This window comes from Photobacterium indicum, assembly GCF_003026215.1.
In the GTDB taxonomy this organism is placed as follows: Bacteria; Pseudomonadota; Gammaproteobacteria; order Enterobacterales; family Vibrionaceae; genus Photobacterium; species Photobacterium indicum.
On record NZ_PYOC01000005.1, the window covers coordinates 210,338 to 236,414 of the forward strand.

Here is a 26,077-nt window from a genome sequence, read left to right on the forward strand (position 1 = left end):
TAAGCCTACCTATGTACGATGGGGGTTGATGCCATCACACAGTCATGAATATGATGTAATTCTTCGGTCATACATTCGAGAGAAGGCACGAAGTGATCGCGCTCTAATAACAAAGGTCGTGCACCGTGATAATCAAATACGTCTTTGGCATATTGAATCACATCGTGAGAAACATCTTTACCATGGGTATCGAGTAAAAAGTTATCATCTTCTTTTAAATGCCCCGCAATATGGAAATAGCGGATAGCATCGGACGGTAAACTCTTAATCATTGCTAAAGCGTCATAGCCATGATTGGTGGCGTTGACATAAGCGTTATTGATATCGAGTAATAACTCACATTGTGTGTTTTCTACCAAGAGTGAAAAGAACTCAGATTCAGGAATATCACCTTGGTACTCGTGATAATACGAAATATTTTCAAGTACCAATGGGCGTTGCAATATATCTTGTACGGCATTGATCCGATCTGATAAAAACGCAATATTCTCTTTGTGCCTTGGTATCGGTAATAATTCGTAAAGATAGCCTTGCTGGTCACGAGAAAAGCTTAGGTGCTCGCTATAGATATCGATGTTGTAGCGGTCTAAAAACTTACCAACTTGCTTTACGAATTCAATATTTAGCGGCTGTACATCACCAATGGATAAACTCAGCCCGTGTGCCACTAAAGGGTATTTATCAGCAACACATTCTAATGCTTCCCGTTTGGTTCCCCCCATGTTCATCCAGTTTTCTGGTGCTAACTCGAGGAAATTAATATCCTCGAGTGCTGGCTGCTGACAGAGCACATCAATGTGCTCACTGCGTAAGCCAATCCCTTTGCTTGCTGGGCTTATTGTCCGCATAGCCCACCTGCACATTTTCCTGGTTGCGCGACTGTTGCTGGTGCGTTTATGCCTTGGCCTGATTGACCACATTTACCGTCTCGCGCACGTATAAGCTTGTCTTGCGGATCGGTATTTAGCTCAATTTTGGCAAAGATTTTTTCAGTGCCGCACTTGCCACTAGCACATTTTCCGCCATTGTTACTACTGGCCTCTTTTGCCACTGGCGGCGTATCTTGTGTCGCCGCCTGTACGACGCCACTGCCTAGTGCCAATACTGATGTCATTGCGATTGAAAGTACTATTTTATTGTTCATTGTTTTGCTCCTTAATGGCACTCATTGGATAGCTTGAAAGATCGCGACCTGCGTAGACTGGGCCGTTGTAGTATTTTTTGATGATATCGATTGATTCATCTTTTAGGACAAGCCCTTTACCCATCCAGTGGCTCAACACCAACATTTTTGGATTTACTGCTTGAGCGATTTTCCCTACCGCTGACGGGGTGGCGTGCATGAAGCTAGAGATTTCATCGGCATCTTCATCGATAGCCATTGGCATCACTAAAATATCGGCCCCTTTGGCAAAATCGATGAAGCTTTTATCACGACCGTTTTGATCTGCAGAAATCACCATAACCCCTTTGTCAGACTCAACGCGGTAGGCGACAGTTGGTACATTACCGTGTGGAATGCCTTTGGCATAAATGGTTAGGCCGTCATCTTCGTATACTTTGGTAGACGCGACTTTTTGATAATCAACATCTTGTAGCGAGACAGGGAACAGTCCGTCGCTACCATCGTAAATACCATTAAGGTAGGCATATGCCCCTTTATCATGGTTGAACAAAGCATCCATGTAAGCGGTTAAACTTGGGAAGGGTTGGTGCCCCGTTGGTCCTGCAATTGCCAACGTTGATGTACGGTTAAAGAAGTAGCCACCTTTTAGTAAAGCGGGCAGGTCAGTGACATGGTCGGTATGAAAATGGGTTACGCCTAGAAAATCGAGTTGCTCCATACGAGAGCCTGACTGACCAAAACGTAGAAATACGCCAGCACCTGCATCGATTAATATTTTTGATTTTCCTTTCCACCAAATAACTTCGCCAGACGATGCACGTGCATCATCGGAAATAGGACCGCCCGAACCGAGTAACTGTAATGTGAAATCAGTATCAAGAGGTTTTAATGGAATGGCGTAAGACATACTTGAAGCGACTGACAGACCAGTCGCAAGTAATAATGTTTTCAGTCGGTATTTCATAGCGCATTACCTTTCTATAACAAGAGTGAGGTTTTGACTGAATCACGAAACAATAAATGCAGTTTTATTGATTTGGGTCAAAACGTGCGGCTACATTAAAAGATAACGATAGTTAAATATATTTGATTGTTATTAATACACTGTTAAGATTTGTTTAATGCTGGCTGTGAGGCATGATAGGACATGGCTTTGTTGGTGTGAATAAGGTGTTAAAAATAAAAAACTCGCCCTGTAGAGGCGAGTTTTATTAACGTATTATTAATGTTCACATTAACTTATTGCGTATTAACCCCAGTTAAAACGAATGAGCATATTGGCAAAAAAGAACCATATTACGGGAACAAAAACAAATACTTGTCCTAGTACTGAACGTGGGCGATATCCGACACCATGAACAACGCCGCCACAACTTGCCCACAGCAGTGTTATGGCTGTTAGGTTGCTGAAGCCATCAATATGTGAAACTAAGTAAGTTGGATTCCACATAACATTGCCAATGCAGATGGATGCTAGGCAAAGTGATAACATGCGACACCATCGTTGTTGAAGGACGCGATTAAATTGCGACCATTCACTCATTAGTATCGAGCCAAGATTGCTCTTTATGAGCCAATCGAATGGCATTGATGATGCCAAATGAACAAGCAACGCAAACACCCAGTATCCAAACTAAATACCACATCGTTAATATCTCCTTAGTACAAACTTGTTTTGTTGTTTTCGATGTATTGAGTATCCAATCGACCGAACATTTTGCGGTAACACCACAAGGTATACCCGAGAATAATAGGCACCATAACCAGTGAGATGGCGATGACAATACCAAGTGTTTTCTCGCTAGAGGTCGAATCCCAAACCGTCAGGCTATGCGATGGTTCTAGGCTTGATGGAATGATGAACGGAAATAGCGTGATCCCTGCCGTTAGAATAATGCAGGTAACCGTAAGGCTAGACATCAAGAAAGCAGTACCATCTCGTTTGGATCTTGCTGATAATGCCGTTAATACCGGAGCTATAGCAGCAATCGCAGGAATAGCCCATAGCACGTGGTATTGTTGGAAGTTTCTGAACAGACCATGCGCGACAACACTGACGCTCTTATTAAGAGGGTTAGAAGCAGCATCGGTTACGATAGTACTGTTGATGACATAACCATTTAAGTTGTATGCCCATATCCCAGCCAGCATAAATAAGATACTTGTTACCAGTGCTAAAACTTGACTGAAGGTACATACACGCTGGTGTAGAGTTTCGGTCGTTTTCATTTGCAACCATGTTGTACCTTGGGTCAGTATCATACTGAGGCTAATCAAGCCGCATAACAGTGCAAATGGATTGAGTAGCTCAAAGAAACTACCCTTGTATGATGTGATAAGAAATTCATCCAGTTCGAAAGGAATCCCTTGTAACAAGTTCCCGAAAGCAACACCAAAAATTACAGTGGGTAATATACCGCCTAAACACAAGGCGATATCACACGTATTACGCCATTGTGGTTTATCTATTTTTGAGCGGTAGTCAAACCCTAATGGGCGCAACCACAATGCGGCTAGGGCTAAAAGCATTGCTGCGTAAAAGCCTGAAAAAGACACGGCGTATGCTAATGGCCAAACCGCAAATAGTGCGCCACCCGCAGTGACCAACCAAACCTGGTTACCGTCCCAGTGGGGAGCCACTGAATTAATCATTATACGGCGGTCATTCTCTGTTTTTCCTATGATAGGTAAAAGAGCTGTAACCCCCATATCAAGGCCATCTGTAATGGCAAACCCAATCAGCAGAAGCCCGATTACAGCCCATGCTATCAATCGAAGTGTTTCATAGTCGATCATTATGGCTGTTCCTTATTGGTTGAGTACTTCTGTTGTGGTGCGTTAGCTATTTTTTCAAAATGATAACGACCTGTTTTTATTGCACTTGGCCCTTTACGCGCGAAGCGTAACATTAGGAATGACTCAAGAATGAAGAAGAGGGTATATAAGGCGTAAACCATACCCATTGAGAATATAATCTGACTTGGTTCAAGCTGTGATGCAGCCATGTTAACGGGTAGAATTTCACCAACAGCCCAAGGCTGACGACCAAATTCAGCAACAACCCAACCTGCCTCACAGGCAATCCATGGTAGGGGCATTGAATAAAGTGATAAACGTAACAACCATCGTTTCTGGGTGAGTGTGCGACGGCAGCTATACCAAAGCGCCATGATAAAGAGGAACATCATAATCACACCACAGGCAACCATGATACGGAAGCTCCAAAAGATAGGTGCTACTTCGGGAATGGTGTCTTTGGTGGCTTGCTGGATTTGTGCTTCTGTGGCATCGACGACATTGTCGGTGTACGTTTTCAATAGTAGCCCGTAGCCTAAATCTTTTTTCACTGCGTCAAATGCCGCCAAGTTTTCAGGCGTTTTTTCACCATCTCGTAATTTCTTAAGCAGCCCATAGGCTACCATTCCGTTACGAATTCGCACTTCACTCTGCTTCATCAGATCATTAATTCCGCTAACCTCTTCGTCTAACGAGCGGGTTGCGATAATCCCCATCACATAAGGGATTTTAATGGCGAAATCTGTTTCCATAGTTTCTTGATTCGGAAAACCAAATAAAGTGAATGATGCCGGCGCTTCTTCGGTATGCCACTCTGCTTCAATTGCAGCTAGCTTAGTTTGCTGTACATCCCCTAGCTCATAACCAGATTCATCACCTAGCATTAGGGTGGCAAGAATTGCGGTTAATCCAAATGCTGAAGCTACAGCGAATGATCGACGAGCGAAAACAACATCTCGTCCTTTTAGAAGGTAGTAAGCACTGATCCCCATAACAAAGATGGCACCAGTGGTATACCCGGCAGAAATAGTATGTAAGAACTTCACTTGAGTGACAGGGTTGAAAACAACTTCTGCGAAATCCACCATTTCCATACGCATGGTTTCAAAGTTGAATTCAGCACCGACAGGGTTTTGCATCCAGCCGTTGGCCATTAAAATCCACAGCCCTGAGAAGTTTGAACCTAAAGCTGTTAACCAAGTAACCGCTAAATGTTGGCGTTTAGATAAGCGATCCCAGCCAAAGAAGAATAGACCCACTAAGGTTGATTCTAAAAAGAAAGCCATGAGTGCTTCAATGGCGAGTGGGGCGCCAAAAATATCACCTACGTAGTGGGAATAATAAGCCCAGTTAGTGCCAAATTGAAACTCCATTGTTAAACCGGTTGCAACACCGATGGCAAAGTTAATACCAAACAACTTTCCCCAAAACTTGGTCATGTCTTTATAGATTTGTTGATTGGTTATTACATACAGTGATTCCATTACTGCCAGCAGGCATACTAACCCTATGGTTAAAGGTACGAATAAAAAGTGAAACAGTGCGGTTGTCGCAAACTGTAATCGTGATAGTTCAGCTACTTCAGTAAGCATGATTTCCTCCCCGTCAGGCTGATTGACGGAATATTGCATTATTATTGTGGGTTTAACTCTATGAGCTGAGAGTTAAATTGAGCGGGAGGATGTTAACGTTGCGTGAACGTTAAGAATATTCAAACAAATGAAATTACCATTTAAATAATACTTAACATCGGTGTGAGGTATGCTGCTTAAGATGAGCGTTTAGTATCCGCCTGCTGAATCGGATTTCATTTATTGGGGGGAAATAGCACAAATTGCTTTTTTATAGACGCAAAAAAGCCGCTCAATGAGCGGCTTCGTTGTTGTTTGGAGCGTGCAGCGGGAATCGAACCCGCATCATCAGCTTGGAAGGCTGAGGTAATAGCCATTATACGATGCACGCAAAATAAGTGGTGCCGACTACCGGAGTCGAACTGGTGACCTACTGATTACAAGTCAGTTGCTCTACCTACTGAGCTAAGTCGGCACAATTTATTCTGTTTGTATTCACGCTTGCGCCTAAATACCAATATGGCGGAGAGATAGGGATTTGAACCCTAGAAGGGCTATAAACCCTTGCCGGTTTTCAAGACCGGTGCTTTCGACCACTCAGCCATCTCTCCTGAGTGCGAAGAATAATAATGAATACCGAACACGATGTAAAGCGCTATCTTTCTAACTGGCTAATATATAAGCGATTGAATCTAATATAGATATTAATCGGTATTTTTATAGCGATGCGGATGAAAAGCGTACATTAATTATGTTTTGTCTTCGTGTTTAAATGTCTTCTAGGTGGTGTTCAATGGCATAGTTTGCTTCAGAAAAGCTAAAACCTTTACGGACAAGAAAAGCCGTAGCCTTCTTTTTCTCTGCAAAATCAGTCAAACGCGTTTTGTATTTCTTATTTAACTGCTCTAATGCCTTGTGTTGGTCATCTTCTACAACATCATCTTCTGATTCTTCGCTGAAGAGTTCGTCAATGGTGTCTTGGCTTATCCCTTCACTTCGAAGTTTTTGCAATAATCCGCTGCGGCCCATTTTTTTTGCGTGTTTATTAATGATACGTGTTGCTAGCTGAGATTCATGCTCTGTGTCGATGTTGGCATTCAATACAGATTGAATGCGGGTATCGTCGATTCCTTCGCTTTTGAGTCGCATAGTAATATCGCGAATACTTTTTTTACCCGTGTACTTAGTCATCACCCGAGAAATTAATTCGTCAGTATCTGAGTCATCAATAGTACAGAGTGCGTGCTCTATGTCAGTTGTACTCACACCCTGTAATTTCAGTTTTTGAGTTAAGACTTTAGGGCCATAACTTCGACAGCGCGACTGTACAAATGTCTCTGCAAATCTTTGGTCTGATAAATAACCTTGGTCTAATAATTTTTCTATAACACTAGCGATCCATTCAGGGTTATCTGTCTTTCGGGTGAGCTTTTCTTTTAGTTTTGATACCGAATAACCACGCTGGTTTAACCACCAAACCGCATATTCATATACTTGTTCAACTTTTTGAGCAGGCTTTGGTCCTGCTTTTTTCGTAGATTTATATTCTGAAGACATATTTATCCCAAACCGTTAGTCGTTATTTTTTGCGGCTGCGTTGATAACGTTGAGTTCGTGTTGTTTCATCAACACTTTTACTGGGTGTCACAATGTCTGGTTGGTTGTGATTTTGCAAGAGTGAATGTTAATCGCTTTCATGGGAAACATAGCGGTGGCAGCATATAACAAAAAAAGGGTCACTAAAGAGTGACCCGATTTTTATTCTAATATTAAACAGTGCAAGCAGCGGTTAAGTGCACTGTAGTGACATAATTAATTTGGTTCTCTGTTATAAATCGCGATTAAGCAAAAATGTAGGTATATAGGTAACCTGCGCCAATTGCCATCGTTATGATTACGGTTAAAAACGCTGCAATCATTTGATTTTTGAAGATAGATTTAAGTAAAATAACTTCAGTTAAACTCGCACCAGCACTACCAATTATCAATGCCATTACTGATCCCATCGCCATCCCTTTTGCCACTAAAGCAGAACTAAGTGGAATAACCGCTTCTGCTCGAATATACAGTGGGATACCAATAACAGCAGCAATAGGAATAGCATACCAATTGCCTTCACCCGCATAGTGCGCGATTAAGTCTGTTGGAATAAAACCGTAAATGAATGAACCTAACAAGATACCAAGTAATAAGTACGGTAATACTTGCTTAAAGTCTTTCCATGTTGCATTCCAGATTCGGATCCAACGGTTTTCTACTTTAGTCTCTTTTGCTGAACCACATGATGATGACGTTGCAGATTCAGTGGTTGATCCACAGGTTGCTGTCGCCAGTGCGGGTTCACCCACACCACATGCCGCCATTACCGGTGTTTCCGTAACTGTTTCTTTTTGAGTGCCGCAGCAAGATGCCTTTTCAACTTTTGGCTTTGAATCACCGCACGTTGTGCCACATGAAGAGGCTGAATCAGCCGCTTCGTATGCTTCAGGCTTTACATATCGCTCGAAACCCAGTTTTTCAAGCACAATTCCCGATGTTACCGACACGATCATCGCTGTTAGGAAGTAAAATATTGCAACTTTAACCCCAAACGTGACCACGAATAAGCCAATAATAATAGGATTTAAAAGTGGGCTCGAAAATAAGAACACCATCATCGGGCCAAAACCTGCACGTGCTCGTAATAAACCTTTTAAAAAAGGAATGGTGGAGCATGAACAGAACGGTGTAATTGCGCCGAGTAATGCAGCAATGAAGTAACCTTTACCGTTACGAGAGCTTAAAATGGATTGAATTTTTGCAGGCGTTAGAAACTCTTGCAAAATACCAACAAGATAACTAACAACCAAGAATAAAATAACTAATTCCGTGGCAAGAAACGCAAACATGTTAGCGGCTTCTTTTGCCATACCGATAATTTCAGGACTCATAATATTGCCTTAAATTGATTCATTGTTTCTGGAAGTATCGAAATAATAAGTCTTGGGTGATTCGTTGTCAATTATATATTTCGATAAAAATAGAAATGAATCATATCATTATGATTTGTTTGATTTTATTTGTGTTGATGGCAAATAATAGTAAGTGCATTGATGTGAACACCCCCCGTTGAAACGAGCATCTTGAGGTGACTTGGGGATCTAATTAAGTAAAAGTGAATCACTAGTTAAGTCTGTTTGTATCTCATATTAATTTCAGTGGGCGTAGTATGTGATGAATATAGTGTTAAGGTATTTTTGAATTAGGTGATAAATGAATGTTTGTATTGATGATAATCGTCACTTACGTAAGTTTTTTTATCAGTACGCTAGCTCTCAAACTGAGATTCTTTGCGACGTTCGTGAACGTTTACCCAATTTATTAAATCAATACAACGGTAAGATTAAACCTGTAAACCATGCGAAATATCAACAGCAACGAGTATTGGAATATAAAGTGGTGGTTGATGGAAGTATGGCATGCCGAGTGGCTTTTACTGTTGCTAAACAGACCATTACGGTGATCTTCATCAGTGAAGTATTAGTCAAAGCACAGTTTTGTAAGTTATTAGCTAAAACGGCTCTTCTTGATTAAAAGTAATGAGGTAGACATGTCAAAGTTACATATTGGTCAAGTTAACTCTTCATGTGAACGTTTTATGAAAACAATGCAATTGGGTGATGTATTTGAAGTGTTGACGTTTAAAAAAGATCGTGGCTTTCGGGTAGCTAAAAGTACGGATAATACATTTGAAATAATGCAGTTTGGCTATATAGAACAAGTTACTATAGGTGATATTGCTGATGTTAAAAAAGTGATTAAAAAGGCACTAAAAGTCGAATTCCCTCGGAGTAATATGGCTTGGGTTAATCACTATGATAATGTTGAATTAATTAATGATATTTCTCCAAAATTACGACCTCAATATAGTTTATTTTAGTTTTTATAGGTAAGTTAGGTTTATCTTGTCACTGATTACCATCGATTTAAGATACAACTCAATCAAGAGATACATCAATTGAGTATGAGTGTTCTCCTGATTCCCTTGTCGAGCTCCAACTCTTGAACATAGTATCTCCGCATCGATATTCTGCAAACATAGGGTAGCCCTGTGCATTCATGTTATGTTCGATTAGCACCTTACACCCGTCATTAGCCATTTGTTGCTGAAAATCGGTATAGCTAGACACTTTTTCATTGTTTAAACTTTTGGCTACCGTATTAGTTTGTGGCCAAAAGGTTAATATAGCTGCAGATGTGAGTATTAAAGCACTTACTATTGTTGCTGATTTTTTCATTCTTACAATACCACCGTGTAAAATTTAGGGTGTCTTTAAAAGACTATTTATTTAACCAATACCGTTGTTATTTGTTTTGGTTATTTACGATGGGAGAGTTTAACAATTACCAATAAGTGAACAATATAGCTAAAAAGTAAAACACTGTTGCTATATAGTAATAGTCAGTGAATACTCAGAGATCGCAGTGTCTCTGTAGCTGAGAGCAGGTATGAGCACCACACTCGAGAAAGATAACTGGTAGCTCAACAAGTGGTAATGGTGCAGTTAAAATAACAGGGACGAGGTTATTTTTAACTGCACTAATACAGATGGTGCTTAATTCTCAGTTAGAGCTCATTGTACTTTTTAGCAGAACCAAAGCATTTATCTGCAGGGTATTTGGCCTTGTTTTTGATTAGCTTTTTATGACAAGCATCAATAATGTCTACCTCACATTTATCGGCCAGCCTTAATAAGTACATCATTACATCGGCTAACTCTTCTTCTAAGTGTTCTTGTTTGTTTTCTGGTAATGACAGACTTTGTTCTGGTGTTAACCATTGGAATATTTCAGTTAACTCGCCAATCTCACCATTGAGTGCCATCACAAGGTTTTTGGGTGTATGAAATTGCTCCCAATCACGCTCTTGTGCAAATTCTGTCAGGGTGCGCTGTAATTGCTTTATTTCATTCGACATTATTTATCCTTCCAATTGACATAATTACTGCGCACGTAATCGATGTTTATTTTTAAATCCACGGGTTAGCGCTTCAATTGTACATAACAATAGCCCGAGCCAGATAAAGCCAAAACTTATTAGTTTCACTTCATCAAATATTTCACCGAACAAGAAGACTGCGAGTAAAAATTGCAGGCTAGGTTCAATATATTGCATTAAACCGACCATGGTTAAACTGGTACGGTTGATAGCAAGTGCAAAGAAAATCAGTGGCGCTAATGTCACAGGTGCAGAGCCAATATAAAGCAGTAGTGTTTGTATATCTGATGATAATGCAACACTGTTACCTTGTAAGTATTGCCATAACATAAAGGCGATAGCAAAAGGGGCAAGAATTACTGATTCAATTGTGACAGAGGTTAGTGCGTTATATTTAATGAATTTTTTACTTAATCCATATAAGGCAAAAAAGCTACCCATGATCAGCGCAATCCAAGGCAGTTCACCGTAGCTCCATACTTGATAGCTGATGCCTGCAATACCCAAAACAACGGCTGCAATTTGTGCATTAGATAAACGCTCTTTTAAAAAGAACACACCAAATGCGATAGCAAATAACGGATTAATAAAAAAACCAAGACTTGCGGCAAGCACCTGCCCATGAGTTAACGCCCACGTAAAGGCGTACCATGATATACACATAATTACACTGGCTATAACGGTGAACACCAAAGAGCGTTTATCGTTGATAATTGCACTATACGACGGCAATGGTTGTCGTAAAATCATGATGATAAGAAGCATAACCGGTACCGAAAATATGATTCTTAATGCTAAAAGTTCATTGGTGTTAGCTTGTGGTAAGAAATGATAATAAAGAGGCAAAATACCCCAGAGCACAAATGAAAAAGCGGCTAAGACATTTCCTGCGCGATGTGATTGCATAACGAAACCTAACGATAAAAGAAGTAGTAAGGGATAGGGGATATCCTGAAATTTCCGCTATTCTGTCACTTTATGATGTAGGCGAAAAGCTTTTTATGTGAGTTTGTATGCGTATTCGTGGGGGAGTGGTATTTTAATTAAAAATCAAGGTGTTATTTCTTCATTGCGATTAAGGTATTAACCAACCAGCGTTGTTTTTTGTTGGTGAGTTGTGCTGAATACTCTTTTTTTACTTTCCAAGAGATAATGTAATATTTCTTAAGTAGTGTTTCGATATCTTCATGGCTGTGAGTTAATATTGGCTGGTCAGTGTGAGTCTCAACATCAGCGTTATTTGTTCCAAGGAAGTGGCCACAAAAAATACCATTAACGTCTAATGCAGCATCAATGTTATGCCAGAGTATTGAAAACTCATTTGGTTTGCAGAAAAAGAGACAAGCACTGGCATTGATCATATTGGCTTTTGGGAAAGGGTATTCCTCAAACAGGCTTAACTGCAAATCTAAACTGGGGTTAGAGCAAGCCAAAGGGTGAGTAGAAAGATGCTCTAAACTGCCGATATCTTTATCAAAAGCATACACTTGATACCCCTTTTCAAGCAGGTATAGTGTGTCTCGTCCTGTACCACAAGCAATATCAACAGCAACCTTGTTACGCCCGTTATCACCTAGAAATAGGTGCGCATCGACGACGTGTGGCCGAGGTGGTAGCAGTACTTGTGTACTGATATAGCGTCGCCAATCTGAAATGGCCATTCCAAGATGTCCTTATTATTAATAGTGAACGAGAACGGATATATCCAAGTAACCTCAAGATTCTCGCTGAAGTCACTTTGAATCCTGCATCTTGAAGTCGCTTGGGTATAAGTATAAAAAAAACTGTTTGATACTTTTGTTCAAAGCTTGGAATTTGAGTGATAAATATTCGATAAGACTTATCGTGCTTAGGTAAACGGCAGAAAATGATTAGAAAGGTGCTGGTTTAACTTATATCTACCTTATTCATGAAGATTTAGTCGTGCGAATGGTGATTTTTTTGATAAAATAATCACACTATGTGACTGCAATAATGACTTACAGTCACATCAAGCCGAAAAGGCACTTTTAAAGAGAGAAAAGAATGACAAAGTTAACTGCAGATATTCAAGCGAACAAAGAACTATTTGTTGCTGAAACGCAAGAAACCCGCATTGTTTGGGGTCTTTGTAACGAAGATGGTGATTGGTTATCTGTTGAGTCTTCAGAGTTTGAAGATTCAGAAGTTATGCCATTCTGGTCTAGTGAAGCTGATGCGAAAGTACAGTGTGAAGAAGAGTGGGCTGAATTCACTCCAACAGAGCTTCCACTTGATGTTTTCCTTGAAGATTGGATGATCACTTTATCTGAAGATGAAGTGCTTGTTGGCCTGAACTGGAACTCTAGCCTAGAAGGCACAGAGACAGAAGCAACAAACGTTGCAAAACTGTATCTTTAATTGATACTTCAAAGTCGTGCCGATTGGTGCGACTTTGAGCTTATTTTCTAATGCGTTACTCTACTTTTTCTACCCTTCTTTCTAATACCCTCATTCATCGCTATATCCTGTTTACTCATATTGTTCACGCAAAGTTACCCTGATGCATTTTTCACAACGCTGTTGATGATTTTATTAATTGATGAATATTGGCTATATTTATAGTGAATCAGCAAGTGAGGAATGGATTATGGTTCTTTCAGAATGTAAGCGTTTGTTTGCCGATAAAACCTTAGTTGAAGCACATGTTATACATGATTTTTTGAGCGCAGGATGGAGCATAAATTTTGTAGATAAATTAGGTAATGATAACCCTCTTACCGATATCTATGGCATTTCATGTAGTTACGATTCATTAGAACAAGCTGAAGATAAGGTTCATCAAATAGCGAATTGCCCAATATCAATCGATAGCTTATTTCGTTTTACTGATCGTTAGCCATAATGAATCATATAGCTTAATAAGCATGCATTTACCTTATTCTTTTCGGAGAAGGTAAACTGTGGGTGAAACACCCTATAATCAGGGTGAAATTTTAGAAGACTTACTGATACAATATTGGCATTAGACTATTGAGTTGAAGAATCATGCAACAAGAAGAATTTGAAACACTAGTAAAAGATCTATGCCAAAAAGAAACGCTACCTGAAGTACTTGAAACGCTTAAAGCCAGTGAAGAGCAGGAAGTCGTTGATGCCGCTGTATCATTGACGGGTCAATTCCAGTTAGCTGAAATTGATAATGAAAAGCGTATTTATCACGTTTTTACCCAAGAAAATGATGATGGTGAAGAAGAAGAGTATGTTGAATGGGTAATGAATGATGGCGATGAAATGCTAAAATTTGTTGCATGGTTCTTCTACATTATGTTTGAAATTAAGCATAAAGATACATACCAAGTTGTAGGTCGTACTTACCTACAACAAAAGCGTGGCTAATCGTTACTGCGAATTAGAACATATAAAAATGCCAGTTTATGACTGGCATTTTTTTATGTAGACCTTAAAAAAATAGTAATGAACTCTGCTGTTATCATTTGTTTTATATCAAAAAGCGGTTGCCAATGACTCATGCTCATAAATTAAGGGTTGCAAAAAAGAACGTTCGTGCTAAATTCACAGAAGGTTAACATGTGACGATAAAATTGAGCATTGATGAGTAAAGGTCGAGTAACACGCGAGCATATACTGAGTACAGCTTTTGAATTAGCAAGTAAGGATGGCTTAGACAGTTTGACGATAGGGCTATTGGCGAAAGCGTCTGGTATGTCAAAAAGTGGGTTATTCGCACATTTCAATTCAAAAGAAAATTTGCAGGTTGCCGTGCTGGAATATGCGGGTGATTATTTCTCGTTGCATGTTATTCAACCTGCAAGGTTGGCTGAACCAGAGAATATTGAAAAGAAACTACGATTACTGCTAACAAATTGGCTAAGTTGGAATCAATCGTTTCAAGGTAGTTGCATGTTCCTCGATGCGCGTAAAGAGGGTAGGCAAGGCAATGAGATTATTCAAACAACCTTAGATAAGATTACGCGACGTTGGTTAGATTATCTTTGCCATCAAATAGAAAAAGGGAAGCAAAGCGGTGAGTTAAAAGCTGATCTGGATGCGTGGCAATCGGTATACCGTCTATACGGTATTTACTTAAGCAGCCATCTGTTTCTATCGTTAGCGTTAGAAACCCCTGAGCGAGACAGATTTTGGTTAGGAATTGAAGACTTATTAGCAGAATGGCGAGCTAAGTAAGCTTGGTATTTTTGTATCTTCTGTTTCATTATTTACAATAAAAAAGCACGTTCGTTCTATTATGGAGAAGACAATGAGCAGCAAAATTTATTTTAGTCAAAGTAAGCGCTTTAATGTACGTAAAAATATGGTAAACATGACAACGCGTTTGCATCATGTGCTTGCCCCAAAACATGCTAAAAAAACAGCTAGAAAGATTTTGCTGACGCCAGTTCGTAGCCGTCAACCAAGCTCTTTACCTGAGAGCCTACTTAAGAAACTGGTAGAAACATCTGAAGGTAAAATGATGACTTATCAGCTAGGTTCTGGCCCTATATGGGTGCTTGGACATGGCTGGTCTGGTTCGGCGAGTCAGTTCTTTCCTTTAATGGAACACATTGCAGCATCTGGCTATACGGCCATTGCTTTCGATAATCCTGCTCATGGTCAAAGTGAAGGTATCTATGGGCACTTACCGGGCTTTATAAAAGCATTTGATGGCGTACTGGATGCGTTAGAAGAACCTATTGCGGGTGTGGTTGCACACAGTATGGGGGGCGCGATGATTTTAGAAAGCCGACATAGCGCCTTAGAAGGTAAACCTGTTTTACTTGTAGCACCAGTGCTGAATTACGCGGAAAATTTAGTCACCATGGTTGAGCGTTCTGGGTATTCAAGTAAGTTATTCAATGAGCTGATTGATGATATTGCTGTTGAATATCAATGCCCATTTGATTCTATTAACCCTTTTGTTCGTTTGGAAAGCCGCCAATCATCAGCAATTATTGTGCATGACAAAGCGGATAAGTTTGCTTCTTTTGAACAGTCACAACAAGCCAGTGAAATGCAGCATGTAGAGTTGTTTGCGACAGAAGGGCTAGGGCATGGTCGTATTTTGAAAAGCCCTCCTTTGCTCGCGGCGTTTGATAAAATAACTCAAAGTGCTTAGTTTTCTCAGGGCGGGACAGTGCTAGAAACAAAAAGAGCACCTCGAAGGTGCTCTTTTTTATATACGTTGTATGAAGCGTTAAATTAATTTGTTTTTGCAGGTACTTCTACTTTACTCATTGCATATCGTTCGACTTCAACATCTAATTCTGCAATTTTCTCAGCCATAAGTGTGTGACAGTGATCTGCTAACTCTCGTGCATTTTTAAACTGTGTGACATCAATAGGCGCTAACATTTCTGTAATTGCAATGCCGTTGTCACGACGATTTAAGTCTATTTTGTTATGTGTTGTACTGGTACACATTGGCACAATTGGTACGCCAGCTTCAATCGCCATGCGAAATGCCCCAGTTTTAAAAGGCAGTAAGCCTCTACCTTTGCTACGTGTACCTTCAGGGTACATCCACACCGATAGGTTGCGGTTACGAATAGCTTCAGCGACTTGTTGTATAGTATTTCGTGCTTTCGATTTGTTTTCACGATCGAGCAGAATATTACCTGTGATCCAATATAGCTGACCAAAGAAAGGAACCCACAAAAGGCTTTTTTTCCCAATTGATACTGTTCGTGGTCTTAACATGCCAGGATCAGTCACAAAATCGAATATACTTTGATGGTTAGAAATGTAAACACTGTTGCCTACATTCTCAGCGTTTTTTAAGCCACGTGTTTCAACACGTACTCCAACAATTTTCTGTAATAGATTAAACCAACGGCAAAAGAAATACACATGCTTTGGATTGCGTGGGCTAAATATGCAATAAACCAAAGCAACAAGTGTCATGAAAATAATAAAGATTGCCGCAGTAAATAGGCGGATGAAAGAAAGCACAAAAACTCCTTTGTATCAAACAGTTGCTTCGATATGTCGTGAATGATAAATGTCACTCAAACGTTCTACTTTACAGAATAGGTCTAAAAAGCGATTGACTCAATTTCACAAAAATACAACAAATCAAAACTAAATTCAAAATTGGTGTAGAAAAACGGCAGCTATTAATTATTTATTTCAGATATTGATCAATAGCAAACTATCGTTTCAAAAACATACGACATTATGAATGCTATTCGATTAGATAGCTAGTGATGAGGTAGCTCGCATAATAAATCAGTTTTTTTTGAGTGGTATATGAGCGAGTTAGTGTTTCTACTCTAGGGTAAAGGTTAACTCACCCTAAAAATGACTTTAATGACCAGATGAATGGCTTAATTAATCATCGCAACTTTAGCGATGGCTAGAGTATCGCCGAGGCTGTCTGCAAAAGTAAAGCTGATAGGTTTTTTCGTGCTGAATTTCAGTAGAACCTATATGAATATTTTAACCATGTTGTAGCGCTCAAATTCAATGCCATTTCTCAGTGATATTTCAGTATCTATGACTTCAAACCCCAGCTTCTCGAATAACCCTTTAGATACTTTACTCGCAGTGACGCTTAAACATTTTTGTTGATTATCTTGTGCGATATTTTCTAGTTGTTTATAGATCGTTGTTCCAACTCCTGCACGTGAATATTCCGGTAACACATACAGTAAAGTGACGTAGTCTGTTGGGTAAAGCTGACCGAACCCGAGGATCTCACCGCAATCTGATATTGCTACATACGTATCTCCATTGAAAAGCATGGTTTTAAATTCATCAAAATATTGAACAGGGTAATCTGCCCACATCTGTACTTGTTGTTCGGTGTACTGTGTTTTACCTAAAATCAGTGCTGCTTGTGTGTATATATGGGCTAGTCTTTTTGTATCAGAGGGGTTATATGGGCGTAAAGTGACTGTCGTCATGCATACCTACTATCTTGATGAATAGAGCGTTATCGATAGCACTAATAGCTAATCTATTCCATAATATCATCCAAAAATAGATGCTTAAAATAATAATTATGCACGATAAAATTTTAATTTAAAGGTTTGGGATAAATCGTGAAGAGTCGCTATTACACAATATTTATAGGCATGATGCTGACCACGATCGTGGGGTGTTCTTCGTCTGAAACAACAAAAGCTGATCTATCAACATCTGAACTCGATTCTGTTATGGCAAAACACACTGCTAAAGTTGATGCCAATGACATTGATTTTACGAATGTTTATGATGTTTGGAAAGGTACGCCATATAGGCTAGGTGGCAATACTAAACGTGGAATTGATTGTTCTGCGTTTGTACAGGTCGGTTATTCTTCTGTGTATGAAAAGGTGCTACCTCGTACAACCTCAGAGCAGGTAAAACTGGGTCGCTATGTTGCTGTCGCGAATGCAAAAGAAGGTGACTTAATCTTTTTTAAGACTGGATATACAACACGCCATGTAGGTATCTATTTGGGTGGGGCTGAATTCTTACATGCGTCTACATCGCGAGGGGTTATGATCTCTCGATTAGACAATCCGTACTGGAGCCGCAAGTTCTGGCAAATACGGCGTATTAATTAAGTTGTACTGAACGTAGCATTGATAATGCCCAGTCTAAATATTGGATAATTAATTCGCGAAAAAGCGGCTCAGCCTCCATACTTTTCCTGTGACCAGAATACTGAGCATTACTAATTATCTTGGCATCAATTAAGCAGGGTAAATAGCGCCAGTATATATTCTGAGGAGGTAATCATGGCCATGGCAATCTCTATCGGGCAATATCTCAATAGTCGTAATATTGACTTTAGCCTTACACATCATCGTCATACTGATACGTCTTTTAGCTCAGCTGTTTCAGCGCACGTGCCTACAACACAAGTCGCAAAGGCAGTTATGCTAATTGATCAGAATAACGAATATTTGATGGCAGTTGTTCCATCAAATCGTCGAGTAATGATCGATAAGATTAACCGTATGACTGGTAAGCAATATTTACTTGTTAGTGAACATGAGCTATCGAATGTTTTCCAAGATTGCGAACCGGGTGCTGTACCCACATTAGGTCAAGCATACCAAGTGGGTATGTTGGTTGATGATATGTTGTTAGAGCAAGATGAGATTTATTTAGAATCGGGAGATCATGAGAACTTGATTCATTTAGATCGTAAGCAGTTTCATAAAGCGATGCAAAATGTTCAGCACCAAAATATTAGCGGTTATCGGATGATTCCGTCTCAAGAGCATGAAGGTCGTCACTGGGATTGGGAGTGAATAGTCGATGATATAGTTACCTAATACTTATTCATGACTAGTTATCTGATTCGCTATAAAAAACACCCGATCAACTGTACGTTTACCGGGTGTTTCCATATTAAGATCTACCGCTCTTCGTCAATAAAACCTAAGCGAACAACATCCGTAACCACAATCCTGGTGGTGTCGACACCCCTGTTGTGATGAATGATATTTCACCGTCTTTAATGATAACGATACTTGGCGTTGCTGATACTCCCCAAGATCGGCTTATGTTTCCTTTATCATCGTTGATAACAGGAAAGGTATAGCCACTGTTATCCATAAAGGCATTTATTCGCCGATTATCACCCGATGTTATGGCGACGGATACTACATTAAAATGATCACTCATCCAGTTTACGGTGGGGGAAACAAATTTACATGCCGGGCACCACGTAGCCCAGAAATACAGCAATACTGGCTTCTCGTAACTCATCGCTTTTAAATCGATAGTTTCATCGTTAATGGTTTGAGTTATCAGTTCTGGTACTTCATTTGATGGCATGTCTCCACTACGCCAAATGTCTAGCCCTGTACTGAAAATAGTCAATATCGCAATAAACATAACAGCTTCTTTTAGCCAGTGGCGTATCCCTTTCGCTTTGTTTTTCTTGTCTTTATTCTCAGTTTTTTTCTGAGGTATTTTAGGTGATGCGTTTCCGTTCAATTCTGACATGTATTCACCTTTAGCTATTATTCGCCTGAGCTGAAATCACAGCATTAGATGAACCATTCGCGACACGAATGGCATTTAATACATCATCTGAATTTAAAATCACAGGTAATTGGATCCCTAGTGGTGCGCCTGGGCCATAAACAATATTAAATGGCACACCAAAGCGACCGTAAGACTGCAAGAAGCCTGTTACATAATCTGATGGCTTCGTCCAATCACCACGCATTAATAGCATGTTCTCTTCGCCAAGTGTTGAATAAACTGGCTCTTGAAGTAATACACCAATCTTGTTGGCTTTGCAGGTAATACACCAGTCGGCAGTTACATCGACAAAAACTGTTTTACCTTGGCTAACAGCACGTGCTATTTCATCTGTTTGCAACGGTACCCAAGCATGATCTGCAGGCAGTGGCGTTGCCCAATGATCTGCGGTTACGCTACCTAGAATCATACCGCCAGCAGAACCAAAGATTAAGAATGCGAGCGTGAAGATAACAGGCTTGCGTCCTTTGACGTTACCTAAGCGCCATAACAACAGTGCTATTAAACTAAGACCGATTAACCAAACTAAACCTGTACTTAAGAAACTGGTCATTAACGAGAGTAACCAAATGCTGGTGGCAAGCATCATTAAACCAAACAAGGTTTTTACTTTGTCCATCCATTTACCAGGCTTCGGCATTATTTGAGCCAACCGTGGGAACAAGGCAATCAGCAACCAAGGGGCTGCCATGCCAACTGCCAGAGCGGTAAAGATAGCAAATAGGGTGATATAATTAGCCCCTAGTGCAAACGCAACGGCAGTGCCCAAGAAAGGCGCACTACATGGGGTGGCGAGCAAGGTTGCAAACATACCTTGAACGAAATGTCCGGTATGTGAGTTATCACCGCGAGTTGCTAACCATGTATTCGCATTACTTGATAAGCGAATTTCAAATAGCCCCAACATGTTTGCAGCGAACAAACCCGTGATGAGAATCATGGCACCAATAAAGTACGGATTTTGAAACTGGATACCCCAGCCTAAAGCTTGCCCCGATACTTTTAGTATTACGAGAAAGCCTGCAATTAACCAAAAAGACGTTAAAATACCTGCTGCTGATGCTAAAAATTGTGTACGAATTTGGCGCTTTTGTAGCCCTTCAGCTGATATTACACTACTTAGTTTCATGCCTAAAACGGGCAGTACGCATGGCATGATGTTAAGAATCAATCCACCTAATAAGGCGATGCCAATAATTTTGAGTAGGCTGGTATTGGCAGCCATCGGTATAATTTGATTGGTTGCTGTTGCTGAAAGTTCAACGGCCATATTCTCATCACTGATTGTGACAGCCATCTCTTCATTGAGTAATTCCGGATCACCAAACCAGCTTGATGCACTCATAGTTGCGATCATTTGATTATCGTTAATGGCGATCTTTGGGGCTAAAAACGATGTGTCTTTTACATTCTGAGATTGGCCATCAATAAATACATCTGGTTTGTTCCAGCCTGCTGTATTCGTTGCTACAACAGTAAGTTCTTTCTTTGCTTGGTTCCATGAAATCATGTCTAGAGACACGGCTTGTGATGTCTTTGGAACTTGGCTCATACCTTGATTAAAGACATGCATTGCGTTGGTTGATAACGGTAAATTAGCTGGCGTGAAATCCAATACCAACTCGTAATCTGTCAGAACACAAATGCTTGTACATGACGACATAGTCAATTTACCCGAAAGGAAAACAGGCTTGTTCATATTATTAATATGGAAAGTCATCGGAAAGATAACGTGTTCTTTATAACCAAGCGTTTCAACGCCTAAAAATTCATAGCGCTTTGGCATTGGCCATTGCCAATCTACAGTATCGAGGTTATTGGATAGTTCCCAATCAACCTTTGGCGCTATGCCTCCTTCACCAGGTGAACGCCAATAGGTTTTCCAGTCGGTATCTAGTTTGACTTCTAAAAAGCCTTCTACTGTTTTGGCTTCAAGATCTTTTTGCCCAGTAAGCATTAAGCGAACTTCAAGCGGGGGGTGCATCGGGTTTACTAACCAACCAGTGCTTTCATCTGATGCATTGGCTGTAAGTGAGAAAAGTGCGAGAAACGACGCACTGATCAATATGAACAGTGAAACATAAGAGTTGAATATTTTTTTCAAGGTGGATCTCCAATAAACGCTAAAACAAATCATGTTGGCTTTTGCCAGATGTAGAAATGCCTGAGGGTTTATTCTCGGAAAACACACAAGGTTAAATGAAGCCGTCGGGTAGGGGGGATGGGTTCAGTTAAAACGAGAATGCGGTATTGCATCGTACTAAGCCAAGCGAGTACAACAATCAATAGTGATATAAAAATGAGGGCATGTTCAAAAGAGTGTTGATGAACTTGAAGTAGGTGATCTGTCATGTCACATTGCTTGTCAGTCGCTCCATCAATGTTGCTATCACTTGTATTCGCTGTTGATCCCCACTTTGAGCTGGCAGTCTTTTCATTGATAATAGATGCTTCAGATGAACGGTTATCAGCACTCATTGGGCACGACGATATAAAACCAGCCCGTTGTCCTAAACAGACAACGATAACTAGCCAAACCATAACCAGTGACCATTTTGCAATGCGGTGATTCCTCACCCCAAAAGACATACTGATAGCAAACCTTTTATCTTTGATTAGTAATAACGCAAATTACAGGAGCAGATTCAATCTCGAAGTGCATAACTGTAAAAGCCGTATTGTATTTCATAATGTTCATCTGACCATAAAACAGCAGCATTTGTTTCAATTATTTTGAAATAATTAATAAAGCCCCTATTTTATACGTGAACCTCAAGTTATTTGTGTTTGAAGACATAACAATGGCGCACATTTAGAGAGAACGTTCACAATATTGCGCCAGATATGCAACTAGTTTCTTTCGTTGCTGGTTTATTTCCATTCCTGAACTATCTTTTCAGCACATATCATCGAATGGACGTTCGTGGTAGTACACATGATATTCGATGGAGTGATGTCAATGACCATTCTTTCAAATTTTGTTTGCAATGGTCACTTTCGTGTATCCATATACCAATAAGAAAGGATTCATCATGTTTAACTTATTTCCACGTAAACATCCGTCACTTCCGCAAAATGATAGCCAGCGACAGCAAGAAAAGCGTCGTAACCAACTGGAAAATACACAAGAAAAATATATTTGGGATCTTGAACACCCCAATGTAGCGCCTGTTCCAATGGTAAAAGAAGTGCCTAAAGAAGCTGATCCTACTTTAATTTGGGGGATCACTGTATTGAAGGTTTTAGTACCTATTGTGGAGAACCTGGCTGCTAACGTAAAAGATGCCGCAGAGCTGGTAGAAATAAAAGAAGGTTTGAGCGAAGTTTCAAAAGCGGTAGGGAGCTTGAAGCCAGGGCAGCAGTGGAGCTTAATTACTAACACAACGAAGATGTTGAAATCATTAGTCGACTTGTATCTTAGGTTGGTTAGTTCAGAGGTGAAGGAATACCATGAAGATGCAGGGTTACAAGCTTATAAAGATCTGTTCCAAAAGATCCCATTACCAGCAGTCGCAGATGTTTTCCAAGAAAATGATGTCTTCGCTCGTTACCGGGTTGCAGGGCAAAACCCAATGCTAATAAAAGGTGTTTCCAGCCTACCAGATAACTTTCCGGTAAGCGAAACGGGGTATCAAAAAGTAATGGGAGCGAATGACACGTTAGCAGAAGCTCTGGCGGAAAAGCGGGTTTACCTTTTGGATTACTATGAACTAGAGGGAGTGGTCGATAATCCTCAAGGTCCAGAGAAGCAAGTATTCGCACCTATTGCTCTATTTGCAATTCCCAAAAATGACAAATCACTGACTCCCGTTGCTATTCAGAGTGGTCAAAGCAAGGATGATTTTTCGATCACCTATGCAGTTGATAATAATGATAATTATCCGGAGTACTGGCAGTGGCAAGCCGCTATGTCTTTGGTTCAAGTGGCTGATGGTAATTATCACGAACTTTTTGTACATCTCGGTCGTACGCACTTGATTATTGAAGCGTTTACCATTGCAACGAATCGCTGTCTTGCTGAATCACACCCGATTCATGTGTTACTGCTTCCTCATTTCGAAGGAACCTTATTTATTAATAATAGTGCTGCAGGTTCTTTGATTGCTTCGGGGGGGCCTATTGATGATATTTTTGGTGGGAAAATTGAATCAACGCAATTAGCAGCAGGAACAGATCGGCTTGAACTCGATTTCTATGGCTATATGTTGCCAAATGATTTGGCTACACGCCAAGTAGATAACAAAGATTTCTTGCCTGACTACCCATATCGCGACGATGCCCTTTTGATTTGGGATGCGATTCAGAGTTGGACTACAGAATATATTAATGTTTACTATGCCGATGATGCAGCAGTAACTGACGATTATGAATTAACGACATGGACAGAGTCATTAATGACGGAAGGAGCAATCAAAGGGTTTAAACCTATCACAACTCGGGAGCAGCTCTCGGAAGTGCTTACGATGGTCATTTTCACTTCCAGCGCACAACATGCAGCCGTTAATTTTCCTCAAAGTTCTTTGATGAGCTTCGCTCCTGCTGTAACCGGAGCTATTTGGGGAAAAGATCCGACAAACGTTCATACAAAGGAAGCCTGGCTACAAAACTTTCCTCCAATGCGAGAATCTCTAGAGCAGCTTTCATTGCTGCAAATATTAGGAGGCGTTTATTATCGTCAACTAGGTGAGTACCGTACTAATAACTTCCCGTATTTGGATTGGTTTGAGGATGATAAGATCACAGGTGAAGGCGGACCGTTGAGTCAGTTCCAAGCCTCTTTGGCCGACATTGAAAAAACAATTAATATCCAGAATGAAACTCGTCAAGAGTATAGTTTCTTGTTACCAAGTAAAATTCCACCAAGTATTAATATTTAAGCCTTAAGTCGGTAAAGGCGAGAGGTAAACTCTCGCCTTTATAATACCAATCTAAATAAGTACCTGATCATTATTGCTGGTTAAAATCGATAATAACTACATTAGAAATTTTATAATTAGAACCACTAGTTATTTCAATTTCTGTCTTGTTTTTACCGATTCTCCCTGCGTAAATTTATGACCATTTACTTATTCAGATTGGTATAATCCTAAACTTCAGATCGCCTTTTTGCCGTTGTGAGTGGCATTTCTTTTGTGAGTAGCATTGCCGGTTAAGGGGCTTTCCTTAAAAGAAGCTAAGCAATTTTGCGCGTTGTATTTTCAGGTTGGTTAATAAACTCGGAGTGAAGAGCACAGATCGCCGCTTTGTAATATTTGTCTTCCACAACAAACTGTACGTTAACATTACGCATGGATGAGTGGGCAGCTATTGGTGAAATCTACTTGTCTGTTAAGGCGAGTATGCCTTTGCTTAAAGCAGTATTGGTATTGATAGAGGCTCCAATAATTGAAATTAGCGCGACCATGCAGCCTGTAATCGTCGAATTTGGGTAGCGTTTTTCTGCTTTATAAAGCAGTTTGTTTAAGATTTCTTTACCGCCACTTAAGTAGTAGGTAATAGAGTTGGCGTTCATCTCTTTACCAATTAATTTCACTCTGGCGTCTGATATTATTTCCATCATTTCGTAGCTTACATTATCAACCTTACCAACCATGGCTTGATCAAAAATGTGTAGGGCAAAGACTTTACTTTTACCTGCAATGATCTCTACTCTCTCAGCGTCAGGTAGGTAATTTTGTGAAATCAGTGTGCCCTGATGTTCGGGTTCAAAGGTATTTTTGATACGTAATTCAATGTTATTTTGGCGTAGCCCAGACGCTGCATTGGGGTGGATCGCCTCCATTCCTAAATTGGCCAGTTGATCGGCAACATCAAAGTTGGTATGTCCCATAGGAAATACGTTTTCTGGACCGACGACGCGAGGGTCGGCACTGCTTAGGTGATATTCCTTATGGATGATGGCCTGAGTAGCGTGCGTTAAACAAGCAATACGACTAAAGGTAATTTCGCTGTAGCCGCGATCATAGGTTTTCATCAGTCCTTCATCACAGTAGGCATAACCTGTGACTATAGGCAGCTCTTTAGTGACATCAATATTGGCAAAAGCACGTTTGATGACGTCATCTAGGCTGCCATAGCTTTTGTTATCCCAACCGGACAAATCAACAAACGTGGCGTTAATGCCAAGGGTTTTTAATTTCAGGGCAGTGTTATAGGCACTGTGTGCCTCACCGAGCGACGATAGGAACTCTCTGATTTGAGGCAAATAATGACGTAAAGAGAATTGGCCGTACTGACAAGTTTCTATAATGTTAGTGATACAGCTTACTGCATCAGTGATCCTTAATTTGATAAATTTATCGGCACGTCTACGATTAAGGGGATCGGCAAACATATTTTCGTTGACGAGTAGCATACGCATTTCTAAATCGGCAACAGCTTTTAGCCATGTTTCATCACGCTTGGCAATATACTGGTAAATTCCGGGTTTTCCAGAACGTTTGCACTCTAGCAGCGCATCGGTGATACCGCCGTAAGCAGATACCACAAAAACGCGATTATAGGGAGATTTAGGGCGTAGCATTATGTTATCTAAGATAGCATCGAATGCTGACATTGATGTACCGCCGATTTTCTCTACGGTATAACTCATGAGGGAATCCTTTACTCATTTTATTACATCTGGGAAAAGGGGGCATTGATTGC

28 protein-coding genes, 3 tRNA genes and 1 pseudogene are annotated in these 26,077 nt (G+C 40.3%); 10 read left to right on the forward strand and 22 right to left on the reverse strand.

The genetic code is table 11. The features are described 5' to 3' along the window. Window positions 1–5: 5 nt before the first annotated feature. From C9J47_RS15500 to C9J47_RS15555, 12 genes are all read right to left on the reverse strand, one after another. Window positions 6–848 carry an MbnB/TglH/ChrH family RiPP precursor modification enzyme gene (locus C9J47_RS15500; RefSeq protein ID WP_107254317.1) on the reverse strand — a complete coding sequence of 281 codons (843 nt, stop codon included), beginning with the start codon at window positions 846–848 and terminating at the stop codon, window positions 6–8. Next, window positions 836–1,144, reverse strand: coding sequence for a hypothetical protein (locus tag C9J47_RS15505; protein ID WP_107254318.1), 309 nt, complete (start codon window positions 1,142–1,144; stop codon window positions 836–838). Before C9J47_RS15505 ends, C9J47_RS15500 begins: the two co-directional genes overlap by 13 nt. Further along, a complete protein-coding gene (locus C9J47_RS15510) occupies window positions 1,134–2,090 on the reverse strand; it encodes an MBL fold metallo-hydrolase (RefSeq protein WP_107254319.1) in 957 nt (318 codons plus the stop codon). The genes C9J47_RS15505 and C9J47_RS15510 overlap by 11 nt, the downstream gene beginning before the upstream one ends. 285 nt (window positions 2,091–2,375) lie before the next feature. Next, window positions 2,376–2,714: a cyd operon YbgE family protein gene (locus C9J47_RS15515; protein ID WP_107254320.1), complete on the reverse strand. Its 339-nt coding sequence runs from the start codon at window positions 2,712–2,714 to the stop codon at window positions 2,376–2,378. Then, window positions 2,662–2,772, reverse strand: coding sequence for a cytochrome bd-I oxidase subunit CydX (cydX, locus tag C9J47_RS15520; RefSeq protein WP_107254321.1), 111 nt, complete (start codon window positions 2,770–2,772; stop codon window positions 2,662–2,664). Before cydX ends, C9J47_RS15515 begins: the two co-directional genes overlap by 53 nt. Before the next feature lie 13 nt (window positions 2,773–2,785). Continuing rightward, complete coding sequence (cydB, locus tag C9J47_RS15525; protein ID WP_107254322.1) at window positions 2,786–3,922, reverse strand: cytochrome d ubiquinol oxidase subunit II; 1,137 nt, start codon at window positions 3,920–3,922, stop codon at window positions 2,786–2,788. Further along, complete coding sequence (locus C9J47_RS15530) at window positions 3,922–5,514, reverse strand: cytochrome ubiquinol oxidase subunit I (RefSeq protein ID WP_107254323.1); 1,593 nt, start codon at window positions 5,512–5,514, stop codon at window positions 3,922–3,924. Before C9J47_RS15530 ends, cydB begins: the two co-directional genes overlap by 1 nt. 295 nt (window positions 5,515–5,809) lie before the next feature. After that, window positions 5,810–5,884: transfer RNA gene (locus tag C9J47_RS15535), tRNA-Gly, on the reverse strand. 8 nt (window positions 5,885–5,892) lie between these two features. Then, window positions 5,893–5,968: transfer RNA gene (locus C9J47_RS15540), tRNA-Thr, on the reverse strand. A gap of 45 nt (window positions 5,969–6,013) precedes the next feature. After that, window positions 6,014–6,104, reverse strand: a tRNA-Ser gene (locus tag C9J47_RS15545). Window positions 6,105–6,261: 157 nt separating this feature from the next. Further along, entirely contained in the window at window positions 6,262–7,050 is a 789-nt protein-coding gene (locus tag C9J47_RS15550; RefSeq protein WP_107254324.1) for a RecX family transcriptional regulator, read from the reverse strand. 284 nt (window positions 7,051–7,334) lie between these two features. Then, window positions 7,335–8,423 carry a permease gene (locus C9J47_RS15555; protein WP_107254325.1) on the reverse strand — a complete coding sequence of 363 codons (1,089 nt, stop codon included), beginning with the start codon at window positions 8,421–8,423 and terminating at the stop codon, window positions 7,335–7,337. 322 nt (window positions 8,424–8,745) lie between these two features. Between C9J47_RS15555 and C9J47_RS15560 the strand changes: the two genes are divergently transcribed. Both C9J47_RS15560 and C9J47_RS15565 read left to right on the forward strand, forming a co-directional pair. Then, window positions 8,746–9,066 (forward strand): hypothetical protein, encoded by a 321-nt coding sequence (locus C9J47_RS15560; protein ID WP_107254326.1) that lies wholly within the window; start codon window positions 8,746–8,748, stop codon window positions 9,064–9,066. A gap of 16 nt (window positions 9,067–9,082) precedes the next feature. Beyond that, the gene (locus tag C9J47_RS15565; protein WP_107254327.1) at window positions 9,083–9,412 is read left to right on the forward strand and encodes a hypothetical protein; all 330 of its coding nucleotides are present in this window, start codon (window positions 9,083–9,085) and stop codon (window positions 9,410–9,412) included. Window positions 9,413–9,470: 58 nt separating this feature from the next. On the opposite strand, the gene C9J47_RS15570 is transcribed toward C9J47_RS15565, so the two are convergent. The 4 genes from C9J47_RS15570 to C9J47_RS15585 all read right to left on the reverse strand — a co-directional run bounded on the left by C9J47_RS15570 (window position 9,471) and on the right by C9J47_RS15585 (window position 12,132). Continuing rightward, entirely contained in the window at window positions 9,471–9,770 is a 300-nt protein-coding gene (locus C9J47_RS15570) for a hypothetical protein (protein WP_107254328.1), read from the reverse strand. 329 nt (window positions 9,771–10,099) lie between these two features. After that, the gene (locus tag C9J47_RS15575; RefSeq protein WP_107254329.1) at window positions 10,100–10,450 is read right to left on the reverse strand and encodes a nucleotide pyrophosphohydrolase; all 351 of its coding nucleotides are present in this window, start codon (window positions 10,448–10,450) and stop codon (window positions 10,100–10,102) included. 24 nt (window positions 10,451–10,474) lie between these two features. After that, window positions 10,475–11,377 (reverse strand): EamA family transporter RarD, encoded by a 903-nt coding sequence (gene rarD, locus C9J47_RS15580; RefSeq protein WP_107254330.1) that lies wholly within the window; start codon window positions 11,375–11,377, stop codon window positions 10,475–10,477. Window positions 11,378–11,529: 152 nt separating this feature from the next. Next, the gene (locus tag C9J47_RS15585; RefSeq protein WP_107254331.1) at window positions 11,530–12,132 is read right to left on the reverse strand and encodes a methyltransferase domain-containing protein; all 603 of its coding nucleotides are present in this window, start codon (window positions 12,130–12,132) and stop codon (window positions 11,530–11,532) included. A gap of 364 nt (window positions 12,133–12,496) precedes the next feature. On the opposite strand from C9J47_RS15585, the gene C9J47_RS15590 reads away from it, so the two are divergent. The 5 genes from C9J47_RS15590 (at window position 12,497) to C9J47_RS15610 (ending at window position 15,566) form a co-directional block, all read left to right on the forward strand. Continuing rightward, on the forward strand, window positions 12,497–12,850 hold the full coding sequence (locus C9J47_RS15590; RefSeq protein ID WP_107254332.1) for a DUF2750 domain-containing protein: 354 nt from the start codon (window positions 12,497–12,499) through the stop codon (window positions 12,848–12,850). Window positions 12,851–13,079: 229 nt separating this feature from the next. Further along, on the forward strand, window positions 13,080–13,328 hold the full coding sequence (locus C9J47_RS15595) for a hypothetical protein (RefSeq protein ID WP_107254333.1): 249 nt from the start codon (window positions 13,080–13,082) through the stop codon (window positions 13,326–13,328). Window positions 13,329–13,477: 149 nt separating this feature from the next. Further along, entirely contained in the window at window positions 13,478–13,828 is a 351-nt protein-coding gene (locus C9J47_RS15600; RefSeq protein WP_107254334.1) for a hypothetical protein, read from the forward strand. Between the two features lie 216 nt (window positions 13,829–14,044). Further along, complete coding sequence (locus C9J47_RS15605; protein ID WP_107254335.1) at window positions 14,045–14,638, forward strand: TetR/AcrR family transcriptional regulator; 594 nt, start codon at window positions 14,045–14,047, stop codon at window positions 14,636–14,638. Between the two features lie 73 nt (window positions 14,639–14,711). Then, on the forward strand, window positions 14,712–15,566 hold the full coding sequence (locus C9J47_RS15610; RefSeq protein WP_107254336.1) for an alpha/beta hydrolase: 855 nt from the start codon (window positions 14,712–14,714) through the stop codon (window positions 15,564–15,566). An 83-nt stretch (window positions 15,567–15,649) separates the two neighbouring features. Here C9J47_RS15610 and C9J47_RS15615 read toward each other — a convergent pair whose 3' ends face one another. Continuing rightward, a complete protein-coding gene (locus tag C9J47_RS15615) occupies window positions 15,650–16,399 on the reverse strand; it encodes a 1-acylglycerol-3-phosphate O-acyltransferase (protein ID WP_107254337.1) in 750 nt (249 codons plus the stop codon). Between the two features lie 473 nt (window positions 16,400–16,872). Continuing rightward, window positions 16,873–17,352: a GNAT family N-acetyltransferase gene (locus tag C9J47_RS15620; RefSeq protein ID WP_107254338.1), complete on the reverse strand. Its 480-nt coding sequence runs from the start codon at window positions 17,350–17,352 to the stop codon at window positions 16,873–16,875. 171 nt (window positions 17,353–17,523) lie between these two features. Here C9J47_RS15620 and C9J47_RS15625 point away from each other — a divergent pair, with 171 nt between their 5' ends. Both C9J47_RS15625 and C9J47_RS15630 read left to right on the forward strand, forming a co-directional pair. Next, complete coding sequence (locus C9J47_RS15625) at window positions 17,524–17,997, forward strand: NlpC/P60 family protein (RefSeq protein WP_107254339.1); 474 nt, start codon at window positions 17,524–17,526, stop codon at window positions 17,995–17,997. A 174-nt stretch (window positions 17,998–18,171) separates the two neighbouring features. Continuing rightward, window positions 18,172–18,690 carry an aminoacyl-tRNA deacylase gene (locus tag C9J47_RS15630; RefSeq protein ID WP_107254340.1) on the forward strand — a complete coding sequence of 173 codons (519 nt, stop codon included), beginning with the start codon at window positions 18,172–18,174 and terminating at the stop codon, window positions 18,688–18,690. A 130-nt stretch (window positions 18,691–18,820) separates the two neighbouring features. On the opposite strand, the gene C9J47_RS15635 is transcribed toward C9J47_RS15630, so the two are convergent. From C9J47_RS15635 to C9J47_RS15645, 3 genes are all read right to left on the reverse strand, one after another. Next, window positions 18,821–19,390 carry a protein disulfide oxidoreductase gene (locus C9J47_RS15635; RefSeq protein WP_211321762.1) on the reverse strand — a complete coding sequence of 190 codons (570 nt, stop codon included), beginning with the start codon at window positions 19,388–19,390 and terminating at the stop codon, window positions 18,821–18,823. A 10-nt stretch (window positions 19,391–19,400) separates the two neighbouring features. Then, window positions 19,401–21,536, reverse strand: coding sequence for a protein-disulfide reductase DsbD family protein (locus tag C9J47_RS15640; protein ID WP_107254341.1), 2,136 nt, complete (start codon window positions 21,534–21,536; stop codon window positions 19,401–19,403). Between the two features lie 68 nt (window positions 21,537–21,604). After that, window positions 21,605–21,973 carry a hypothetical protein gene (locus C9J47_RS15645; protein ID WP_211321763.1) on the reverse strand — a complete coding sequence of 123 codons (369 nt, stop codon included), beginning with the start codon at window positions 21,971–21,973 and terminating at the stop codon, window positions 21,605–21,607. A gap of 491 nt (window positions 21,974–22,464) precedes the next feature. Here C9J47_RS15645 and C9J47_RS15650 point away from each other — a divergent pair, with 491 nt between their 5' ends. Then, the gene (locus tag C9J47_RS15650) at window positions 22,465–24,309 is read left to right on the forward strand and encodes a lipoxygenase family protein (RefSeq protein WP_107254343.1); all 1,845 of its coding nucleotides are present in this window, start codon (window positions 22,465–22,467) and stop codon (window positions 24,307–24,309) included. A 296-nt stretch (window positions 24,310–24,605) separates the two neighbouring features. Here C9J47_RS15650 and C9J47_RS15655 read toward each other — a convergent pair. After that, window positions 24,606–26,024, reverse strand: a pseudogene (locus tag C9J47_RS15655) (aspartate kinase). Between the last annotated feature and the right edge of the window lie 53 nt (window positions 26,025–26,077).

Coding starts and splice junctions, on each gene's coding strand:
- C9J47_RS15500 (WP_107254317.1), bottom strand. CDS start 848: ATGCGGACAATAAGCCCAGCAAGCAAAGGGATTGGCTTACGCAGTGAG.
- C9J47_RS15505 (WP_107254318.1), bottom strand. CDS start 1,144: ATGAACAATAAAATAGTACTTTCAATCGCAATGACATCAGTATTGGCA.
- C9J47_RS15510 (WP_107254319.1), bottom strand. CDS start 2,090: ATGAAATACCGACTGAAAACATTATTACTTGCGACTGGTCTGTCAGTC.
- C9J47_RS15515 (WP_107254320.1), bottom strand. CDS start 2,714: ATGCCATTCGATTGGCTCATAAAGAGCAATCTTGGCTCGATACTAATG.
- cydX (WP_107254321.1), bottom strand. CDS start 2,772: ATGTGGTATTTAGTTTGGATACTGGGTGTTTGCGTTGCTTGTTCATTT.
- cydB (WP_107254322.1), bottom strand. CDS start 3,922: ATGATCGACTATGAAACACTTCGATTGATAGCATGGGCTGTAATCGGG.
- C9J47_RS15530 (WP_107254323.1), bottom strand. CDS start 5,514: ATGCTTACTGAAGTAGCTGAACTATCACGATTACAGTTTGCGACAACC.
- C9J47_RS15550 (WP_107254324.1), bottom strand. CDS start 7,050: ATGTCTTCAGAATATAAATCTACGAAAAAAGCAGGACCAAAGCCTGCT.
- C9J47_RS15555 (WP_107254325.1), bottom strand. CDS start 8,423: ATGAGTCCTGAAATTATCGGTATGGCAAAAGAAGCCGCTAACATGTTT.
- C9J47_RS15560 (WP_107254326.1), top strand. CDS start 8,746: ATGAATGTTTGTATTGATGATAATCGTCACTTACGTAAGTTTTTTTAT.
- C9J47_RS15565 (WP_107254327.1), top strand. CDS start 9,083: ATGTCAAAGTTACATATTGGTCAAGTTAACTCTTCATGTGAACGTTTT.
- C9J47_RS15570 (WP_107254328.1), bottom strand. CDS start 9,770: ATGAAAAAATCAGCAACAATAGTAAGTGCTTTAATACTCACATCTGCA.
- C9J47_RS15575 (WP_107254329.1), bottom strand. CDS start 10,450: ATGTCGAATGAAATAAAGCAATTACAGCGCACCCTGACAGAATTTGCA.
- rarD (WP_107254330.1), bottom strand. CDS start 11,377: ATGCAATCACATCGCGCAGGAAATGTCTTAGCCGCTTTTTCATTTGTG.
- C9J47_RS15585 (WP_107254331.1), bottom strand. CDS start 12,132: ATGGCCATTTCAGATTGGCGACGCTATATCAGTACACAAGTACTGCTA.
- C9J47_RS15590 (WP_107254332.1), top strand. CDS start 12,497: ATGACAAAGTTAACTGCAGATATTCAAGCGAACAAAGAACTATTTGTT.
- C9J47_RS15595 (WP_107254333.1), top strand. CDS start 13,080: ATGGTTCTTTCAGAATGTAAGCGTTTGTTTGCCGATAAAACCTTAGTT.
- C9J47_RS15600 (WP_107254334.1), top strand. CDS start 13,478: ATGCAACAAGAAGAATTTGAAACACTAGTAAAAGATCTATGCCAAAAA.
- C9J47_RS15605 (WP_107254335.1), top strand. CDS start 14,045: ATGAGTAAAGGTCGAGTAACACGCGAGCATATACTGAGTACAGCTTTT.
- C9J47_RS15610 (WP_107254336.1), top strand. CDS start 14,712: ATGAGCAGCAAAATTTATTTTAGTCAAAGTAAGCGCTTTAATGTACGT.
- C9J47_RS15620 (WP_107254338.1), bottom strand. CDS start 17,352: ATGACGACAGTCACTTTACGCCCATATAACCCCTCTGATACAAAAAGA.
- C9J47_RS15625 (WP_107254339.1), top strand. CDS start 17,524: ATGATGCTGACCACGATCGTGGGGTGTTCTTCGTCTGAAACAACAAAA.
- C9J47_RS15630 (WP_107254340.1), top strand. CDS start 18,172: ATGGCCATGGCAATCTCTATCGGGCAATATCTCAATAGTCGTAATATT.
- C9J47_RS15635 (WP_211321762.1), bottom strand. CDS start 19,390: ATGTCAGAATTGAACGGAAACGCATCACCTAAAATACCTCAGAAAAAA.
- C9J47_RS15645 (WP_211321763.1), bottom strand. CDS start 21,973: ATGGTTTGGCTAGTTATCGTTGTCTGTTTAGGACAACGGGCTGGTTTT.
- C9J47_RS15650 (WP_107254343.1), top strand. CDS start 22,465: ATGTTTAACTTATTTCCACGTAAACATCCGTCACTTCCGCAAAATGAT.